Genomic DNA, 19565 nt, shown 5'->3' with positions numbered 1-19565 from the left:
TCGGTGAGGCCTACGGCATGGCGGGCTCGGACCCCGGCGGTGATCCGGTCAGCCTGAACCGGGCTGCGGGCCAGGTCGATCCAGCCGCCCGGGGCGTAGTGACAGTCGATGCCCTCGGCGTCGGCCACCCGGCCGATGTCGTCGACAGCGTCGTAAAGGCCCCGCATCTGGCGAACCGCATCCTCAGGGGTGGATCGGGCGGCCCAGTCCATGGGGCTGATGCTGTACTCGCCGAGGGCCCATCCACCGTTGCGTCCCGAGGCGCCGTAGCCGGCTACCTTCCGCTCCAGGACCACCACGCGTATCGACGGATCTAAGCGGAGCAGGTGGTAGGCGGTCCAGAGGCCGGTGTAGCCCGCGCCGACGATGGCGACGTCGGCCTCTCGGTCGCCGGGCAGTGCCGGGCGGGGAGCGAACGAACCTGGGTAGGAGTCGTGCCAGAACGACACCAGGCGGTATCGGGGATCCTCTTGGCTGTCTGCAGTTTGGCCGTCCTGTATCGGATCCACGGTAAGAAACCTAGGCCCGGTTAACTGTCGAAGCCGATTCCGAACCTATCCAGCATGGTCAGCCAGGGGCCACGGCGCCCGCCCCGCCGGTCGGATCGCTGTATGGCCCGGCGGGTGAGTTGGATGGCCGGCCAGCGCAGAGGTTCGGGAGGGAACGGGAACGGCGACATCCGTACCATCTCGAGACCGGTCCGCTCGGTTTCCTGGCCGTCGACCAGGTCCAGTGCAACCCGGGCGCCGAATCGGCTGGCCCCCACGCCGAGGCCGGTGTAGCCGGCCGACCAGGCCACCCTCCCGCGATGCGAGGTTCCCCAGGCACAGGTAAACCGGCTGGTGGTGCCGATGGGACCGCTCCACCGGTGTGTGAAGGCCACCCCCTCGAGTTGGGGGAACGTCTCGAAGAAGTGGGTGGCAAGCAGCCGGGAGGTGCTCGGGCTGTGCTCGACGGTTGGGTCGACCCGGTTGCCGAAGTGGTAGAGGGCGTCCCAACCGCCCCACAGGATCCGGTCGTCAGGTGTGAGTCGGTAGTAGTGGAACTGGTTGCCCGCGTCCGAGAGGCCTTGGCGGTTGGACCAGCCGATGGTGGCCAGTCGGTTGCCAGTAAGAGGTTCGGTCACCAGGACGTGGTCGTACACCGGTACGACGAAGCGCCGGATGCGTCGAACCTGGGGCCGGAAGGCGTTGGTTGCCACGACGGCATTTCTGGCGCCTACCGATCCTCCGTCGGTCCGGATCCTGACGGTCGTGCTTTCGGCCCCTTGGACCGCTTCGATCGACCGCGCTGGCGTGTTTTCGAAAAATCTGACCCCTAGGGCTTTGGCGACCCGTAGTAGCCCCCAGGCCAGCCTCGCTGGATCCAACATCACCACGCCGTCGTGGTGCCAGAGCCCGCCCAGGTAAGTCGGCGAGTCGACTTCGGCTCGTGTAGCTGCCGCGTCCAGCAGGGTCACGTGCCGGCCGTGTGCTTGATGGACAACGGCGCTCTTTGCCAGGGACTCGGTCTGCCAGGGGGCGACAGCCACGTCCAGGGCACCAGCCGGTTCTGGTGAGCAGTCGATGCTGTGGCGGGCCACGACATCTAGCAGGCCGTGCAGGTTCTCGTTGCCGAGGCGGATGAGTGTGTCAATCTCGTCGGGCCAGTGGCCGATTCCGTTCTCGAGGCCATGGGTGAGTGAGGCATCACAGAAGCCGCCGTTGCGCCCTGACGCGCCGAATGCGACTGTGTCGGCCTCGAGCACCACGATCGAACGGCCGGGGTCGGCTTCAGCCGCCGTCACCGCCGTCCAGAGCCCGGTGAAGCCCCCACCTACAACTACGAGGTCAGTCTCGAGATCGGCGGACAGAGGCGGCGCCGGTTCGGGATGTTCCGGTTGGTCTAGCCAGAACACCACCGGTCGGGCTTCGGCCAGGGCCCGGTCGACGAGCGGATCCGTCATCATGGGGAGCCCTCCACGGCTCCGTCTATCGGGGGGTGCGCGGGGGTCACCCTGCTGGCCGTTTCTCCCACACGGAGATGTGAGCCAACTTTGACCACAGTCTCCTCAAGGGCTGTTCCGAGCCTCTTGCTCTGGAACTCCAGCCATCATGAGTCCTATTTGATTCCGACGGGCTTCCTCAACTGGCACGATTCCCACGATCCTGCCCTCGTACATCACTGCGATTCGATCAGCTAGACCCAGAACCTCATCGAGGTCCTCGGAAATCAGGAGCGTTGCTGTTCCTAGGTCTCGTTGTTCGATCAAAAGGTTGTGGATGTACTCGGTTGCACCGATGTCGACCCCACGGGTCGGTTGGCATGCCAGCAAGACCTTCGGCTTCGCAGAAAGTTCACGAGCCAGAATCACCTTCTGGATATTTCCGCCCGAGAGACTGGATGTCGGAGTTTCGACGCTTGGCGTCTTAACGCCAAAGTCTTCGACCAACTTCTCACAGTGCTTGTTGATCGCACCGAAGGCGAGCATGCCTCGTCGCGTGAACTTCTTGGATCCGTGTTCTACGAGTAACAGATTTTCTCCGACGGTGAACTCGGCTATTGCACCGTCCTTCATGCGTTCCTCGGAGATGTAGCCAAGGCCTTGGTCCCGTCGAGCACGGACGTCCCTGTCTGTGACGTCGATTCCGTCTAAGCGGACGACGCCACCGGCTTCAACACTGCGCAGGCCTGCTATCGCCTCCGCGAGTTCGCGCTGTCCGTTGCCCGATACACCGGCGACTCCCAGAATCTCACCGGATCGCACCAGAAGATCGACTTGGCGCACGGAGATTTCTTCACGGTCACCTTGGACAGTCAGGCCCTGCACCTCCAGGCGAACTCCACCGGGTTCCCGCTTGGGTTTGTCGGGAGCCAGGTTCACGGATCTGCCGACCATCATCTGCGCCAACTCCTCCGTGCTGGTCTCAGCCGGAGTGATGGTTTGGACAACTCGACCGTTCCGGAGGACGGTGATCCTGTCGCTGAGGCTCATCACCTCGCGGAGTTTGTGCGAGATGAAGATCAGGCCGTGCCCGCTGTCCGCCATCCGACGAAGGATTACGAAGAGATCATCGACCTCCCCGGGGGTCAAGACCGCAGTTGGCTCGTCAAGGACCAGCAGTTCTACATCCCTATAGAGGGCCTTGACGATCTCAACCCGCTGACGCTCACCAACGGCCAATCGCCGTACCTCGACCGATGGATCGACAGCCAGGCCGTGCTGTCTGGAGATCTCGGCAACGCGTTCTGACACCAGATCTAGGTCGGTGAAGGGCCGACGGGTAGAGGCTGTCCCGAGGGCAACATTCTCTGCAACCGTCAAGGTGGGCACCAACATGAAGTGCTGATGGATCATGCCGATCCGTGCTGAGATTGCTTCCGCGGGAGCCGTGATCTCCATTGGGTCGTTGCGAAGTCGGATACTTCCCTCGTCGCTCTGGTATAGGCCGAACAGAATCTTGACCAGAGTGCTCTTCCCGGCACCGTTCTCTCCGAGCAGCGTGTGGACTTCCCCGTAGCGGACATCGAAATCAATGCTGTCGTTGGCTACGACCCCCGGAAACGCCTTCGTGATTCCGTTCATCTCCAGGAGTCTCTGCTCTGATCTCATGGTGCCGGTTTGCCTTTCAGAGCCTTCGATCAATGCCTTGAGAACGGCCGTGTGAGTGCGGCTGGCGCACTTACACGACGAGCCAGAACAACGAGGGCGAGGATGGTCAATACAGCAGGCGCCATGGCCGCTAGGTCCGAACCGTTGACGGGGATGATCCCGAGCGCCTTCCATTGAAGGACCGTGGCGTTGACCAACCCGTAGAGAAGAGCACCACACATCACGCCGATTGGGCGCCAGGCACCGAAGTACACGAGGGCCACGGCGATGAAGCCCATTCCCTGGGTGAGGTTTGGTTGAAAGATGCCCAGTTGGAGTACCAGGGCCGCACCCGCGAGTCCAGCCATCGAATTGGCTATGAGTATTGCTACGAAACGGGTTCGCCTGACGGAAACACCGAGGCTGTCTGCCGCACTGGGGTTCTCACCGACCGACCGGATGTTTAGGCCGAACGTGGTCCTTCCCAGCAGGAACACGGTGGTGGGTATCAGCAGGAATGCCAGATAGGTCAAGAGGTTTCTTTGGAACAGAGCGGGTCCCAGGTGGGGTATGTCAGACAACACAGGAATGTCGACATCCGGTAGGCGCCGGACCGGCTTTGGCGTACCGACCTGACGCCGGAAGAGCAGGTCGCTGAGTCCCAAACCGAAGATGTAGATGCCGATGCCGCTAATGCCTTGTGTCGCGTTCAAGACCACGGTGATGAAGCCGTAGAGGAGCCCCATCACTAGCCCAACGGCCACGCCTACCAGAACTGCCAGCCACAGGTTTCCTGTCTTGAGCACGACCCAGTACGAGAAGAAGGCGCTTAGGAGCATCACGCCGTCCACCCCCAGGTTGAGGACTCCGCTTCGTTGGCCCACCGTTTCACCGAGCGAAGCGAGTAGATACGGCGTAGCCAAGCGGATCCCCGAGGCGGCAGTGGCTACGAGGACACTGAGGGTGAAGAAGTCAGACATTTCCACTCTCCTCGGATGGGTCAGGCATGTCTGATAGCCCACCTGGCTCCGAACGCGAGTGCCTGGGGTTCTCTGTCTCGGTGTCGTTGCGCCTGTTGAACAGCCCGGCTTCAGAGAGTGACCTCTGGATCCAACCGCGTACGGGGGTGCTGCTGACAACGAAGATCACGATGATTCCGTTGAGTGCGACGGCGAGGGCTGCTGGCACTTGGAGCACGCGCTGGAGTTGGGTGGCGCCGGTCAGGAGAGCACCGAACAACATGGCGGATGGAATGGTCCAGATTGGGTGCAGCCCTCCGAACAGTGCAGCCACTATCCCGTTGAAACCTGCACTTCCGGTGAAGCCGGCAGCGGATCCGTCGGTAACCATTCGTTGGCCCTCGCTGCCGAAGACGAGGATGGCGCCTGCTATTCCTGCCAGCGAGCCCGACAATGCGAGGGCGAGGGTGATGTTCCGTTTGACGTTCATCCCGGATGCCCGTGCGGCATCGGCGGAATGGCCGACGGCTCTTAGACGAAATCCTGTCGGGGTTCTCCAGAGGAGCAGGTACGCACCTACTGCGGCCAAGATCGCCACGGGGACTCCGAGGTGGAGCCTCGTGCCGTCGATCAGATTAGGAAGCATTGCGTTGTCGGAAAGCCGTTGGGTTTGGGGAATACGGGTTCCCGCCTCCATCTCGTAGGGGTCAATCAGTGGGCCCCGCAGGAGGTAGTTCATGAACTGGACCATCACAAGATTGAGCATGATCGTGCTCAGGATTTCGTTTACGGAGGCGTAGGCCTTGAGCGCTCCGGGGATGGCCCCCAATATTCCGCCTCCGACCAGGCCTGCCAAGAGAACCGCCGGCACAAGGAGAATGGTGGGCAAATCCGGAAAGCTCAGCGCGACGACGGTGGAGAGAAGCGCCCCGGCGATGATCTGACTCTCTCCACCGATGTTGATCACATTTGCCCGGAAGGCGATCGTGATACCTGCGCCCACCAGAATCAGCGGGGTGGCCTTGACTGCCGTTGCAGCGATACGAGAGCCGCTTCCGAATGCCCCGTCAAACATCGCGCTGAAACCCTCAACTGGACTGGCTCCGAGCGCTAGGAGCATGGTCGCCCCAAAGGCCAAGGCGACTACCGCAGCCAGGAGTGGAACCAGCGCGCCAATGAGACTCTTAAGCACCCGCGCCTACTCTCCTCTGGCTACGGTTCGACTGGGCTGCCAATGTCTACAACATTTGTTGAAGCGTGCCTGAGTTAACCACCAAGGCCTTGAGAGCACCGGATCTGGATGTGTTGGGGGGATTCCGGTCAAAGGGGTGTCTGGCGACCACAGGATTGGTTGGCCGCGATGTGCCACAAGACGGATTTCGTTGAAATCTTGTGCTTCGACAACGGAATCTCTACGGTGCCGGAAGCCAGTAGGCAGGCGAGGTATCAGCAAGGGAGGGGACCTCTCCATCATGAGGGAAACGACCATCGCGGTTGAACTCCAGGGCGTCACCAAGCGCTTCGGCGATGTCGTCGCCGTTGATGACATTGACCTAACCGTCGCGGACGGAGAGTTCTTCTCCCTCCTCGGTCCCTCGGGCTGCGGCAAGACGACCACCCTGCGCATGATCGCCGGCCTCGAACTGCCCAGTCAGGGCTCCCTGAGCATCCACGGCGAGGAGATGGGTTTACGTCCGCCCAACAAGCGTCCCGTCAACACCGTGTTTCAGAGTTACGCCCTCTTCCCACACATGGATGTTCGGACAAACATCGGATTCGGCCTCGAGATGCGCAAGGTCGACAAGGACGAACGATCCGACCTGATCGACTGGGCGGTCAGCCTCGTCGAGATGGACGGGATGGAACAGCGCAAACCCAACCAACTCTCCGGCGGGCAGCAACAGCGGGTTGCCCTTGCCCGAGCGCTGGTCAACCGACCCGAGGTGCTCCTCCTCGACGAACCGCTCGGCGCCCTCGACCTCAAACTCCGCCAGCAGATGCAGACCGAGCTGAAGAACTTGCAGCGCGAGGTTGGTATCACCTTCATCTACGTCACACATGACCAGGAGGAGGCGGTCACCATGAGCGACCGTATCGGGGTCATGCACGAGGGCCGACTCCTTCAGATCGACACGCCGGAGGCCATCTACGAGCGACCCATCACGCGCTTTGTCGCGGACTTCATCGGCCGCACCAACTTTCTCGAGGCCACGGTGGCTAGCGGCGACGAGGTAGTGCTTACCAACGGTGACCGACTCCGCGTGCCGACCAGCCACCCTGAGGGAACAGCCATTGCGGTCACGGTGCGGCCCGAGCGCCTCACCGTGCACGGTCGAGGCCAGGCCCCGGAGGGCAGCCATCGGCTCGACGGCGTCGTCGACTCGGCTGTGTACCTAGGTAATGCTGTCACCTATTCGGTCTCCGTCGATTGGATGCACCTCGAGATCCGGTGCCCGGCGAGCCTGGCTGGTGACCGGAGAAGCCCCGGCGACGATGTAACGGTCTCGTTCGACCCCGACCACACCTCGGTGGTGATTGGGTGATGGCTGCGGTGACGACTCCGGGCCTCGAACGCCAGGCCGAACGAGCGGAGTCCCGCCGAGGCTTCCTGCTTGGGCTGCCGTCAATCATCTACCTACTGGTCTTCTTCGTTATCCCGCTTGGGGTCGTCATTGCCTATTCCTTCGCCACCCGCACCAGGACCGGCCGAACGGAACTCAACAACTGGAATCTGGAGGCCTACCGGCGCCTCAGCGAGGAGGTCGTTCGCGCCGTGGCGTTCCGATCCCTCTGGTTCGCCATCATCACCACGGTTATCTGCCTGGCGCTGGCGTACCCGCTGGCCTACTTCATCTCGACACGTCGTCCGACCACCCGGAATCTGATGCTCGTCGGCATCATGATCCCGTTCTGGTCCAATTTCTTGATCCGGACCTATGCCTGGCGGTTACTGCTGGACAGTGATGGCCTGTTTACGCAGATGGCGTCGGGTATGGGCCTCGGTGACGGCCGCATTCTGTTCACGAGCAAGGCCGTGATTCTCGGCCTCGTATACGGCTACCTACCCTTCATGGTGCTTCCGCTGTACGCGTCCATAGAACGAATTGACTGGAGTCTCGTCGAGGGTGCGCGGGACCTCTATGCCAGTGGCTGGGAGTCCTTCCGGCGGGTCGTCTGGCCGCTTTCGAGGCCAGGCGTCATCGCCGGCTCGATCCTCGTCTTCGTGCCCTCGTTTGGTGCCTTCGTCACGCCGGCCATACTCGGCGGCAACAAGAAGGGGCTGATGGGCAGCTACATCGTCGACCAGTTCATGGATGCCCGCAATGGTCCGCTGGGGGCGTCGCTCTCGGTGGTCGTGCTGGCCGTCATGCTCATCGGCACGCTCGTCTACTTCCGCCAAGGTGGGAGGAACCTGTGAATACCCCGACGACCGCACCTCGGCAAGGGGCCTGCTGATGGGCAAGGGCGCCGCTAGGTCGACAGCTGAGCCGATGGGGGCCAGCAGGTGGTTGTTGCGGACGCATTCCCTAGTTGTCTACCTCTTCTTCTACGCGCCGATTGTTGTGCTAGCCGCCTACTCGTTCAACAAGAGCCCAATCGTTGGCAAGTGGACTGGCCTCACGCTGTCCTGGTATGGCGACTTCCTCGACCACGACAACATCCAGGAGTCCATCTGGATCTCGGTCAAGGTTTGCGTCGCTTCGACGCTCATCTCAGTGGTACTCGGCACACTCGCAGCACTGTCCATCGAGCGGTTCCGGTGGTGGGGACAGAAGACCTTCGATGCGGTTCTCTATCTGCCGATCATCATCCCCGACGTCACGATGGCCGTGATGCTGCTGGTCTTCTTTGGAGAAACTGCTCAGTGGTTCAACGTGATCCCGGGAGTCAACCTGACCGACGGACTTGAGAAGTTGGTGTTATCACACGTGGCGTTCAACATCTCGTTCGTCTCGGTCGTCGTACGAGCCCGACTTGCCAACCTTGACTCCTCTATGGAGGAGGCTGCTGCTGACCTGTATGCCAGCAGGTGGGGGGCTTTTCGAAGGGTGACACTTCCACAGATCATGCCGGGTGTGCTCGGTGGTGCCCTGTTGGCCATAACGCTCTCGTTGGACGACGTGGTCGTGTCCAGTTTCGTGTCGGGTGTGGGTGCCACCCCGGTATCGGTGTACGTGTTCGGGATGCTGCGCAAGGGGGTCAGCCCCCTAGTCAACGCGGTGTCCGTCGTGATCCTTGCGGCGTCGATGGCCCTGGTCGTCGCGTCGCTGGTCCTTGAGCGGGCGACCAGCTCGCAGAAGGGGAAGTGACCCGGCAGACGTCGGGCACCCGGAAAATGGGGAGGAAGACCCAATGAAGAAGTGGATACGGATGATTGCACTGTTAAGTGCGGTCGGAATGGTGGCCATCGGGTGCGGATCGGACGCAGAGTCGCCCGCTCCGACGACCGCGGCTCCGACGACCGCGGCTCCGACGACCGCGGCGCCTAGTGCAGATGACGCTGGCCCGCTGAGGGTGGCGATCGTTGCTCCGAGTGCGTCTGACGATCTGGCGTTCAGCCAGAGCATGGTCGATGCGGTCAAGGCCCTGGGCCGTGACATCGACTTGTCGATCACGGACGGCACCTTCATCATCGAGGATGCGGCAGCTGCGATTCGCGGCTATGCCGAGGACGGAGTTGAAGTGGTGATCGCCCATGGCACCCAGTACGGCGCGTCCCTGATGGAAATCGCTCCGGATTTCCCGGATGTGACGTTCGCGTGGGGGACCGCCTCTGACACGCAGGGTCTTGACAATGTCTTCGCCTATGCGCCTGCAGCCGACGAAGGCGGTTATGTCAACGGTTGGATCGCTTCTACTCTCACCGAGACAGGAGTCATTGGTGTGGTCGGGCCTATCGAGGCTGGCGACGCTGTTGCGTACATCAATGGCTTCGAGGCCGGTGCTCTCGCTGGCGGAGCTGCTGAGGTGAACATCACCTACACAGGTTCGTTTGGTGACGTGGCTCTAGCGGCCGAAGCTGCCGAGGCACACTTGTCAAACAACGCTGACGTCCTGACCGGCACCGCTCAGATGGTCGTTGGAGCGGTCGGTGTGGCTGCGGACAACGACATTCCTTGGTTCGGCACACAGGCCAACCAGACCTCGCTGGCCCCGGACCTGGTCGTTGCTTCGCAGGTGTACCACTGGGAGGTTGCGCTCGAGGAGATGTTGAGACTTCGCGACGGTGGTGTTGTCGGAGGCCAAGCGTTTGAGGTCAACCTTGCCAACGGCGGTTTGGTGATCGAGTTCAACGATGCCTTCGTCCTACCAGCCGGCGTTCGTGACGAAGCCGAACGCCTGATCGAGGGGATAGGCGCAGGCACAGTCGACATCTGGGCTCCCGCTCCGAGTGGTGCAGATGAGGTGGCGTGCGGCCTCGACGAGGTCGACGGCGACCTGAACTTCTACAACTGGTCTGAGTACATGGACCCCGACCTGATCACGGCCTTCCAGGACCAGTACGGAGTCACGGTCACTGAGGACTTCTACCCGTCGAACGAGGAGATGTTTGGCCGAGTAGAGGCTGGCGGCTCGGGCTACGACATGATCATCCCATCCGACTACATGGTCTCGATCCTCATCTCGGAATCGATGATCCTGCCGGTCCCAGCGGCCGCGGTGCCGAACAAACCCAATGTCGCCGACACGTTTGCCGATCCGCCCTATGACCCGGGAGCGGTCTACACCGCCGCCTACCAGTGGGGAACCACGGGTGTCGGTGTAGATATTGGTATCACTGGTGAGGTGCCGCACACGTGGGGCCTGCTGTTCGATGCAGAACTTGCGGAGCAGTTCGACCTTTCCGGCAAGATCACCATTCTCGACGACCCGCGCGAGACCATGGGTGCTGCGCTGAAGTACCTCGGCTATTCGCTCAACTCCACGAGTGAGTCCGAATTGGCCGAGGCCGAAGCGGTCATCGCCGACGCCGTCAGCCGTGTGGCTGCCTTCGACTCCGACCAGTACGACGAACTGATCGTCACTGGCGAGTCTGTCGTCGGCCATGGTTACAGCGGCAACTTCCTCTGGGGCTTCGAAGAGGGCGACAGCGAGTACACCTACTTCGTGCCCGACGAGGGTGGCACCATCTGGGTGGACAACATGGCCGTCCTCACAGACGCCCCACATCCGTGCACGGCGTTCACCTTCATGAATTTCCTGCTCGATGCGGAGAACGGAGCCCAGTTGACGAACTACAACTGGTACGCCAGCCCAAATGCCGCTTCGGAGCAGTACATCGATCCCGAGGTACTCGAAAACCCGATCATCTACCCGACGGACATGTCATTGCTCGAGTTCATCGAGGACACCGGTGACTTCGAGATCGAGTACACCGACGCCCTGAGTAGGGCACGCAGCTGACCTGACCCTTTCCTCCCAGCCGGGGGGCCGGAGGTGCATCGCATCTCCAGCCCCCCGTCCGGGTGGGCCATCTGGGGTCGCCGATCGGCGCCCCCAACCGGCCCCGGTACGGGGCCATGAACCGGAAACCCAGACCATGAGCGATCACCAGCGGCTGGCCGAGTTGGCCGAGAAGCACCTATGGGGACACTTCTCTGTCCTGAAAAATGACGTCGACGGCACACGGGTGATCGAACGGGGCCAGGGGTGTCACGTCTGGGACACCGAGGGCAACCGCTACCTCGACGGTCTGGCTGGCCTGTTCGTCAGCCAGCTAGGCCACGGACGCCCGGAACTGGCTCGGGCGGCCGGCAACCAGGCAGCCAAGCTGGGTTACTTCCCCATTTGGACCTATGGCCATCCGACGGCCATCGAGCTGTCGGCGAAACTGGCTGAACTTGCCCCAGGCGACCTCAACCGCGTGTTCTTTACTACCGGCGGCTCGGAGGCCGTCGAGTCGGCCTGGAAGCTGGCCCGGCAGTACTTCAAACTCCTCGGCCAGCCGGACCGGGTAAAGGTCATCAGCCGCAACCTCGCCTATCACGGCACCACCATGGGGGCTCTGTCCATCACCGGGCTGGAGTCCATCAAGACGGTCTTCGAACCGCTGGTCCCCGGGGCTGTCAAGGTGCCGGAGACCAACCACTACCGGTGCCCGACCTGCCAGGACGACCCGCACTGCAGTCTGCACGCCGCCGATGCCATCGAGGAGGCCATCCTTCGTGAGGGCCCCGAGACGGTGGCCGCCGTGTTCCTAGAGCCGGTGCAGAACGCCGGCGGCTGCTTTGTGCCGCCCCCCGGCTACTTCACCCGGGTACGCGAGATCTGCGACCGGTATGGGGTGCTCCTGGTATCTGACGAGGTCATCTGTGCCTACGGACGGCTCGGGCACATGTTCGGCTGTGAGCGCTACGGCTACCAGCCGGACATGATCACGTCGGCCAAGGGCCTCACCTCCGGTTACTCGCCGTTGGGGGCCATGCTGGTCAGCGACCGGGTGGCCGAACCCTTCGTGGGTACCGGCGACTCCTTCCTGCACGGCATCACGTTCGCCGGACATCCGGTGAGTTGCGCCGTGGCCTTGGCCAACCTGCAGGTGTTCGCTGACGAGAGAATTCTGGACCACGTCCAGGCCAACGAGGCGGCCTTCCGGTCCGCCATAGATGACCTGGCTGACCTGCCCATCGTCGGCGATGTCCGCGGGGCGGGGTACTTCTACGGCATCGAACTGGTCCGAGAACGCGATGGCCGGGTCTCGTTCACCGACGATGAACGGGAGCGCCTATTGCGGGGCTTCCTGTCCAACCGCCTGCTGGAGATCGGCCTGATCTGCCGGGCCGACGACCGTGGTGAGCCGGTGATTCAGCTTTCGCCACCGCTGGTCGCCGGACCCGCCGAGTTTGAGGAGATCAACGCCAAGCTCCGGCAGGCGCTCACCGAAGCCATGGCGGAGATGGGGATGTGAACAAGTTGACGGGAGCCGCCGGCTCGGAACGGAGCGAGGTGTTCAAACTGGACACCGTCGACCGGGCCATCATCAGCGCATTGCAGATCGACGGCCGCATGTCGTATGCCGAGTTGGGACCCAGGGTCGGGATGTCGCAGGCAGCGGTGCGCCAGCGAGTCAACCGCCTGATCGATCGAGGGGTTATGCAGGTGGTGGCCGTCACTGACCCTCTCAGCCTGGGACTCTCCACCCAGGCAATGGTGGGCATCACCGTGTCGGGCGACGTCCGGACCGTGGCTGCCGCGGTGGCCGACCTGGTCGAGGCCGAGTACGTGCTGATCACCGCCGGCCGCTTCGATGTCTTGGCTGAGGTTCTCTGCGAGGACAACGACGCCCTTCTCACCCTCGTCAACGACCGGATCCTTCAGATCGACGGCGTGGCTTCCACCGAGGTTTCACCGGTCCTAAAGATGGAAAAGCTGACCTTCTCCTGGGGTACGGGCTGACCCACGCTGGGGACCGCTCGGTCTCCTCAGTTAGCGCAGGGCGGCGGCCATGGTGTCGATGATGCGGCCCACCTCGTCGTCGGTGATGACCAGCGGCGGGCAGATGGCCAAGCAGGTACCGATGGGCCGAACGATCACCCCGTTGGCCAGGATCTCGTTGCGCACCGGGATGGCGTCCCGGCCCAGCTCAGCGGCGTAGACGGCGCCCGTGCCCCGCCACGACTCGATCAGGCCGTCGGCAACCAGGGCATCCAGCCCACCGCGGAGCTGATCGCCGACGTGGTTGGCCCTCTCCACGAGGCCCTCGTCGGTCATGAGTTGCAGGTTGGCGATGCCTGCGGCGCACGAGGCCTGGTGACCGGCGTACGTGTAGCCCGACCGGAAGATGAACCCCGGCTCTTCGAACACTTCGCACACGCCTCGCGACAGGATCACTCCCGACAGCGGTAGGTAGCCGGAAGTCACGGCCTTGGCGAATGTCATGAGGTCCGGTGTGACGCCGTAGTGCTGAGCTCCGAACCACTCTCCGGTCCGACCGAATCCACAGATCACCTCATCGAAGATGAGCAGCGCCCCGTTGTCATCGCAGAGGCGGCGTAGGCCTTCCAGGTATCCGGCGGGCGGCGGGTGCACGCCGCCGGCGCCCTGGACCGGTTCGCTAATTACGGCGGCGATCCGCTCGCCCTGCTCGGCAAAGAGCGTGGCTGCCGCCTCCAGGTCGTCGTGGGGAACCTCCACGAAGTGGGGGACCAGGTCGCCCCAACCCTCCCGGTTGGGGGCGATGCCCTGGGCGCTGGTGCCGCCGAAGTTGGTGCCGTGGTATCCGTTAGTGCGGCGCACCACGACCTGGCGATCAGCGTCGCCCCGCTTCTGGTGGTACTGGCGGGCGATCTTGAGCGCTGAGTCCACGGCCTCTGACCCCGAACAGCCAAGGAACACCCGTCCATCCGGGTGGGGGGACCTCTCGACGATCATCTCGGCCACCCGGACCGCCGGTTCGTTGGTGAACGGGTCAAAGATGTTGTAAGCCTCAATCCGACGCATCTGGTCGGCGACGGCGTCGATGATCTCGGCCCGGCCATGCCCGACCTGGCAGTACCAGAGGCTGCCCAGGCCATCGACGTAGTCCTTCCCGGAGTCGTCCCAGACGAGGGAACCCTCGCCGCGGACGATGTTCACGAAGTCGGCTTCGGGTTTGGCGGCTGGAGCAAAGGCGTGGAACAGGGCGCTGGTCATCGGAAGGGCCTCCTGGTCGGGTCGGTCGGAATACCGGGCCGGACGGGTCGACGGTCATCGGGTCGGGTGAGTATCGCACCGATGGAAAGCAAGAGTCCCATGGTGACGGCCGTCGCTGTCCAGGCCACGGTGTCGCCGTGGGCGGCGTAGACAGCGGAGGTAACCAAGGCGGCCACGGCCCCCGTCGCCACCTCGACGGCAACCATTAGACCCTGAGCCGAAGCTTGGCGATCCTCAGCCACTGCGGCCGACACCAGCATTGGCGTTGACGGGAACCCGAGTCCTTCTACGACTGAGGTGGCAACGGTCAGGGCGATCAGGCCGATAATTCCGGGCACGATCCCCCAGAAGATGACCATCACCATGATTATCCCGAGAGTCCCGACCGCCCACCGCCGGGCTCCATATCGCTGGGCCAGCGAGCCACCGATAGGCGATAGAAGGGCAATAGGGAGGGCACCGGTAGTGAGGGCAACACCCAACACGGTCCGTGAAGCACCTCGCGTGTCCAACTCCAGCACCCAAACGGCTTCGAAGGCTCCGATGAATACGAAGTAGGCCGCTACCACGAAGAAGGCGCCGATCAGGCGCCGGATCCGAAGTAGCCCCCGCAGGCCGAGGCGCTTCTCATCCTGAGTCGCTACGTCTGGTTGAGCCCGAAACGCCACGGGTAGCAGGAGGGCCAATGCAGAGGCCATTGCCCAGAACGTGAAGCGAAACCCGCCGATGGCCGCGAGGCCAGCGGCGATTACCGGTCCTGCCACAAAGCCTCCGACGTCCCAAGCACCTAATCGACCAAGATTTCGGCCCAGGTTGAGAGGGTCAGCCACGATCACGGTGCGTCGTGCTGCTGGCCCCGCGGTTCCGAGAGCAAAGCCGAATACCGCCCGACCCAACACGTAATGCCAGAGGTCATCACCAATTGCGAGAAGAACCATCGCTACCACGGCAAGAACTAGACCGGACCGCAACATCAGGGGCGCCCGTCCTCTGTCGGCATGAGGAGCCATGACGAGGCTGGCTACAAACGCCGCGCCAAAGCCCGAGGCGATAGCAAGGCCGATGCCAGCTTCTGAGAATCCAAGCTGGTCACGGAGTTCGGCCAACAGGACAATGATGGAGGCCAGGCCAGCTGAGCACCCAAAAAGGATCAGGAAGTACGGCAGCAGGTTCGGACCGCGGTGCGGTCCAGATCCAGCGCTTCCACCAGCCGGTGGTTTAGGCCCGGGACTCGACACCTGGCAGGACGCAGAGCATCTCGTAGACCAAGTTGGCGCCGACCAGGCTTGTCATCCCGCTGGTGTCGTAGATGGGAGCCACCTCGACGAGGTCGCAGCCCACGAGGTCGAGGCCGCGGCAGCCCCTAATCACCTCGAGGGCCTGAGGCATAGTCAGTCCGCCGACCTCAGGGGTACCCGTGCCCGGAGCGAAGGCAGGGTCAAGACCGTCAATGTCGAAGCTGAGGTAGACGGGCCCTCCACCCACCTGGTCACGGACCTCGGCCATGAGTGGCTCCAGGCTGCGGTGCCAGCACTCCTCCGCCTGGACCACGCGAAAGCCCTGCTCCCTAGACCAGTCGAAGTCGTCGGCGGCGTAGCCGGTTCCCCGCACGCCGATCTGAACCACCCGGCTGGTATCCAGAAGCCCGTCTTCAACGGCCCGTCGAAACGGGGTGCCGTGCGCGATCTTGGAGCCGAACATGGTGTCGTTAATGTCGGTGTGGGCGTCTACGTGCACGAGGCCTACGGGGCCGTGCTTCTTTGCCATGGATCGAAGGATCGGGAGCACGACGGTGTGGTCGCCTCCTATCGACGCAGTGACCAGGTCGTGGGCTAGCAGGCTGTCGTAGTGCGTCTCGATGGCATCTACGGCTGCCTGAAGGTCGTAGGGGCTGGCCGCCACGTCGCCGGTGTCGTCGATGCGGAGGCTGTCGAACGGTGCGGCTCGGGTGGCCATGTTGTACGGCCGGATCAGTACCGACTCGGCGCGAATCCCGCGGGGCCCGAACCGTGCCCCCGGACGGTTGGAAGTTCCGGTGTCCAGAGGGACACCGACGACAGCCACGTCCAGGTCTGCCGGATCGGAGGTACCGGGGAGGCGCATGAACGTGGAGATCCCACCAAACCGGGGCATCTCGTTACCCCCCAGAGGCTGTGGGTTCTCCGTCACCGGCGGATTCTTCCATGGCCGGGCCCGATCGACCTCGTCGGATCGTGGCAGGCTCGTCGACGTGGCCCACGAGCAGCACCGACACGATCACGACAAAGGTCTGCTAGCCGAACTTCACTGGCTGTGGAAGATTCGAAAATTCTGGTCGTCGGACCTCAATCGGGCCCTGGTGGACTTGGCTGATCCAAAGCCCGGGGAGCGCGGCTTGGACGTAGGGGCGGGCATGGGTCCTGCCACCATGCTCGCAGCAAAGCGGGGCGCCCACGTGGTGGCCGTTGAGCCGTCGGCCGTAATGCGAGCCGTGTGCCGGCTACGGCGGTTGTTCCAGTGGGCCCGGCGACGAATCACCGTGGAGTGCGGGGTGGCCGAGGACCTGCCGGTGGCCGGCGGATCGACCGAGGTGCTGTGGGCGGCCAACGCCATTCACCACTGGGTGGACCACGGGCTGGCGTTCGCCGAGTTCGCCAGGGTGCTGTCCCCCGGCGGGCGCCTGGTTCTGGTCGACGAGGACTACGACGACCCGGAACACCCCGACCACGCGGCCCACGCCGGCCACGAGACCCACCTGACACCGGTGGACGTGGACGTCATCTCGGCGGCACTGCGGGCCCTCGGCCTGGAAGCCGCCGGTCGCCACGAGGAGGTGGCCGGGGTTCCAGCCAAGGTGGTGAGGGCGACGAAGCCCGCCTGAACATCCGGCCCAACCACTCACCTCGCCGATGCGGTCCAGGTGGGAGTCGACCACCTGACGGCTGGACACTTTGCCCTTGGCCTCCCGTGAGGCCAAATCAGTGCTGGTCCGTTGCCAGAGCAAGTCGGCCATCGTGGCAACCTGCCGAGCGCCGGTCAGATGACGAGGAGTAGGGATGGTCCAGGTCCAGGCCAACGAGATCAGTATCGAGGTGGAGGAGTTCGGCGATCCGGGCGACCCACCTGTCCTGCTGATCGCCGGCCTCGGGGCCCAGATGACGGTCTGGCGAGACGACTTCTGTCGTCGGTTGGCCGATCGGGGCCACCGGGTGATCCGCTTCGACAACCGAGACGTCGGCCTTTCCACCTGGTTCGACGACCAGCCGGCCGGAGACCTGATCGCCGCCCTTTTCACTGTCCTGGAAGGGGACCAGGTCGAGTCGGCGTACTCCCTGGGTGACATGGCCGACGATGCCGTAGGGGTGCTTGACGCCCTCGGAATCGATTCGGCCCACGTCTACGGATGGTCACTCGGGGGGATGGTCGCCCAGCATGTGGCTATCCGGCACCCACAGAGGGTCCGGTCGCTCACCTCCAGCCAGTCCATGCCCCGGTTCATCCCCATGCCCACCGAGGTGGCCCTGACTCTTGTCCCCCCGGAAGCCGATCCCGACGATCTGGACACGCTGGTCGCCGCAGGCGTGGAAGCGGCCCGGATCTGCGCAGGGACCCTGTTGCCGTTCGACGAGGACGACGCCCGCCGGGAGATCGAGGACGCCATCGACCGGGCTTGGCACCCGGAGGGCGGGATCCGCCAGGCCGTAGCCGCGTTGGCCGACGACGACCGGACACCCGGTCTTCGGAACGTGCGGGTACCGACGCTGGTGCTCCATGGCACCGCCGACCCCCTGATCCTGCCCGAGGGCGGGCAGGAGACAGCCGACGCGGTCCCCGACGCCGAACTGGTGTGGATCGACGGCCTGGGTCACGAGATGCCAGAGGCCGTCTGGCCACTTTTCCTGGATCCGATCTGCGCCTTGGTAGCCCGGGTCGAGGCGGCCTGACCGGCCTCCAAGCGACGGGGCGGGCCGGTGTCAGGCCTGGATGACGATCAGGCGCTCCTCGGTCATCTCGCGAACCGTGTAAGCCGGACCCTCCCGGGTGTTACCCGAGTCGCGGATGCCGCCGTACGGCATGTGGTCGGCTCGCCACGACGGCGACTCGTTGACCATCACGCCGCCGTACTCCAGGACCTCGGCGGCCCGTAGGGCTCGACCCACATCATTGGTGAACACGGCGGCCTGTAGCCCGTAGTCGCTGGCGTTGGCCCGGGCCAGGGCATCCTCGTAGTCGGTGTAGGTGGCGATCCCGACCACCGGTCCGAACACCTCGACGCAGCTGACCTTCATGTCATCGGTTACGTCGGCCAGCACGGTGGGGGCCAGTACGCCGTCGACCATGGTGCCACCACAAACGATCCTGGCACCGGCGGCCGTGGCCTCGGCGACCCAGTCGGTGACCCGCTCGGTTTCGCCGGGGTCGATCAGCGACGACACATCGGTGGTCGGGTCGGCGGGGTCACCCACCGTCAGGCTCTGGGCTTCAGCCGCCATGGCCTCAGTGAACTCGGAGGCGATGTCCTCGTGGACGTAGATCCGCTGGGTGGAGATACAGGTCTGTCCGGCGTAGCCGAAGGCCGCCATCCTGAGCCTGTCTGCCACCTGGGCGACGTCGACGTCAGGTTCGACGATGATCGGTGAGTTGTTACCCAGCTCCAGCGACACCTTCTTACGGGGTGCAGTGGTCCGGATGTTCCAGCCCACCGGGGGCGATCCGGTGAAGGTAATCATGGCCACGTCGTCGTGCTCGACCAGGTGGGCTGCCGTGCGACCGGGGCAAGTGACGACGTTGAGCCAGCCTGGTGGCAGGCCGCACTCCTCGAGAAGTACCTCGGCCAGGCGGATTGCGGTCAGCGGGGTTGCAGAGGCGGGCTTGAGGATTACCGGGCAGCCGGCAGCGATGGCAGGGGCGACCTTGTGGCAGACCAGGTTGAGTGGGAAGTTGAAAGGCGAGATGGCGCCGACCACCCCGATGGGGACCCGCTTGACGAAGCCGGTCTTCCCCGTGCCGGCCGAGCTGGCATCCAGCGTGAGGGCCTCGCTGACCATGGTGCGGGACACGGCGGCCGAAAAGCGGGCGGTGTCGACGGCTCGGGAGGCCTCGACGCGGGCGGTGCTGATGGGCTTGGCAGCCTCAGCAGAGATGCTCTGGGCGAACTCCTCCTGACGGGCGGTCAGCGCCTCGGCCAGGCGGTCCAGGATGGCCGCCCGCTCGTGAGTGGGGAGTGTTCCGGCGTCCAGCGTGGTGACGGCAACAGCGACAGCGGCGTCCAGGTGCTTGGTGGTCCCGGTGGGTACCGTGCCGAGTACCCGGCCGTCGTAGGGCGATCGGACCTCGGTGGCCTCGGGGGCGTCGACCCGGTCGGCGCCGATGATCATCAGGTGGTGTTCGCTCACGGAGTACCTCCGGGAGAGGGCGTCTCT

The 19565-nt window shown here is 63.9% G+C and carries 17 protein-coding genes; 8 read left to right on the top strand and 9 right to left on the bottom strand.

What is annotated here, in order from left to right; translation table 11 throughout:
• From MK181_03395 to MK181_03375, 5 genes are all read right to left on the bottom strand, one after another.
• Positions 1 to 509: FAD-binding oxidoreductase (locus MK181_03395; GenBank protein ID MCH2418839.1), on the bottom strand; the 509-nt coding region annotated here is incomplete at its 3' end.
• 20 nt (positions 510 to 529) lie between these two features.
• Entirely contained in the window at positions 530 to 1945 is a 1416-nt protein-coding gene (locus tag MK181_03390; protein ID MCH2418838.1) for an FAD-binding oxidoreductase, read from the bottom strand.
• 105 nt (positions 1946 to 2050) lie between these two features.
• A complete protein-coding gene (locus tag MK181_03385) occupies positions 2051 to 3565 on the bottom strand; it encodes an ABC transporter ATP-binding protein (protein MCH2418837.1) in 1515 nt (504 codons plus the stop codon).
• A 56-nt stretch (positions 3566 to 3621) separates the two neighbouring features.
• Complete coding sequence (locus tag MK181_03380) at positions 3622 to 4551, bottom strand: ABC transporter permease (protein MCH2418836.1); 930 nt, start codon at positions 4549 to 4551, stop codon at positions 3622 to 3624.
• Entirely contained in the window at positions 4544 to 5722 is a 1179-nt protein-coding gene (locus MK181_03375; GenBank protein MCH2418835.1) for an ABC transporter permease, read from the bottom strand. The genes MK181_03380 and MK181_03375 overlap by 8 nt, the downstream gene beginning before the upstream one ends.
• 280 nt (positions 5723 to 6002) lie before the next feature.
• Here MK181_03375 and MK181_03370 point away from each other — a divergent pair, with 280 nt between their 5' ends.
• The 6 genes from MK181_03370 (at position 6003) to MK181_03345 (ending at position 12927) form a co-directional block, all read left to right on the top strand.
• Positions 6003 to 7073, top strand: a complete 1071-nt coding sequence (locus tag MK181_03370; protein MCH2418834.1) for an ABC transporter ATP-binding protein — start codon at positions 6003 to 6005, stop codon at positions 7071 to 7073.
• Complete coding sequence (locus tag MK181_03365) at positions 7073 to 7948, top strand: ABC transporter permease (protein MCH2418833.1); 876 nt, start codon at positions 7073 to 7075, stop codon at positions 7946 to 7948. Before MK181_03370 ends, MK181_03365 begins: the two co-directional genes overlap by 1 nt.
• The gene (locus tag MK181_03360; protein ID MCH2418832.1) at positions 7932 to 8840 is read left to right on the top strand and encodes an ABC transporter permease; all 909 of its coding nucleotides are present in this window, start codon (positions 7932 to 7934) and stop codon (positions 8838 to 8840) included. The genes MK181_03365 and MK181_03360 overlap by 17 nt, the downstream gene beginning before the upstream one ends.
• A 43-nt stretch (positions 8841 to 8883) precedes the next feature.
• Positions 8884 to 10935 (top strand): extracellular solute-binding protein, encoded by a 2052-nt coding sequence (locus MK181_03355; GenBank protein MCH2418831.1) that lies wholly within the window; start codon positions 8884 to 8886, stop codon positions 10933 to 10935.
• A gap of 136 nt (positions 10936 to 11071) precedes the next feature.
• Positions 11072 to 12439: an aspartate aminotransferase family protein gene (locus tag MK181_03350; protein MCH2418830.1), complete on the top strand. Its 1368-nt coding sequence runs from the start codon at positions 11072 to 11074 to the stop codon at positions 12437 to 12439.
• Complete coding sequence (locus MK181_03345) at positions 12436 to 12927, top strand: Lrp/AsnC family transcriptional regulator (protein MCH2418829.1); 492 nt, start codon at positions 12436 to 12438, stop codon at positions 12925 to 12927. The genes MK181_03350 and MK181_03345 overlap by 4 nt, the downstream gene beginning before the upstream one ends.
• A 30-nt stretch (positions 12928 to 12957) precedes the next feature.
• Here MK181_03345 and MK181_03340 read toward each other — a convergent pair whose 3' ends face one another.
• From MK181_03340 to speB, 3 genes are all read right to left on the bottom strand, one after another.
• Positions 12958 to 14163, bottom strand: a complete 1206-nt coding sequence (locus tag MK181_03340) for an aminotransferase class III-fold pyridoxal phosphate-dependent enzyme (protein MCH2418828.1) — start codon at positions 14161 to 14163, stop codon at positions 12958 to 12960.
• Entirely contained in the window at positions 14160 to 15269 is a 1110-nt protein-coding gene (locus MK181_03335) for an MFS transporter (protein MCH2418827.1), read from the bottom strand. Before MK181_03335 ends, MK181_03340 begins: the two co-directional genes overlap by 4 nt.
• A 112-nt stretch (positions 15270 to 15381) precedes the next feature.
• On the bottom strand, positions 15382 to 16332 hold the full coding sequence (gene speB, locus MK181_03330; protein ID MCH2418826.1) for an agmatinase: 951 nt from the start codon (positions 16330 to 16332) through the stop codon (positions 15382 to 15384).
• Between the two features lie 61 nt (positions 16333 to 16393).
• Between speB and MK181_03325 the strand changes: the two genes are divergently transcribed.
• Positions 16394 to 17023: a class I SAM-dependent methyltransferase gene (locus tag MK181_03325; protein ID MCH2418825.1), complete on the top strand. Its 630-nt coding sequence runs from the start codon at positions 16394 to 16396 to the stop codon at positions 17021 to 17023.
• 175 nt (positions 17024 to 17198) lie between these two features.
• The gene (locus tag MK181_03320; GenBank protein MCH2418824.1) at positions 17199 to 18086 is read left to right on the top strand and encodes an alpha/beta fold hydrolase; all 888 of its coding nucleotides are present in this window, start codon (positions 17199 to 17201) and stop codon (positions 18084 to 18086) included.
• Positions 18087 to 18116: 30 nt separating this feature from the next.
• Here the strand turns inward: MK181_03320 and MK181_03315 are convergent, their stop codons facing one another.
• Positions 18117 to 19538, bottom strand: a complete 1422-nt coding sequence (locus MK181_03315) for an aldehyde dehydrogenase family protein (GenBank protein MCH2418823.1) — start codon at positions 19536 to 19538, stop codon at positions 18117 to 18119.
• Positions 19539 to 19565: the final 27 nt, after the last annotated feature.

The sequence above is a fragment of the Acidimicrobiales bacterium genome (assembly GCA_022452035.1).
Classification (GTDB): Bacteria; Actinomycetota; Acidimicrobiia; order Acidimicrobiales; family MedAcidi-G1; genus UBA9410.
The sequence above is the reverse complement of the archived record's forward strand: the minus strand, read 5'-3'. Positions and strand labels throughout refer to the sequence as shown.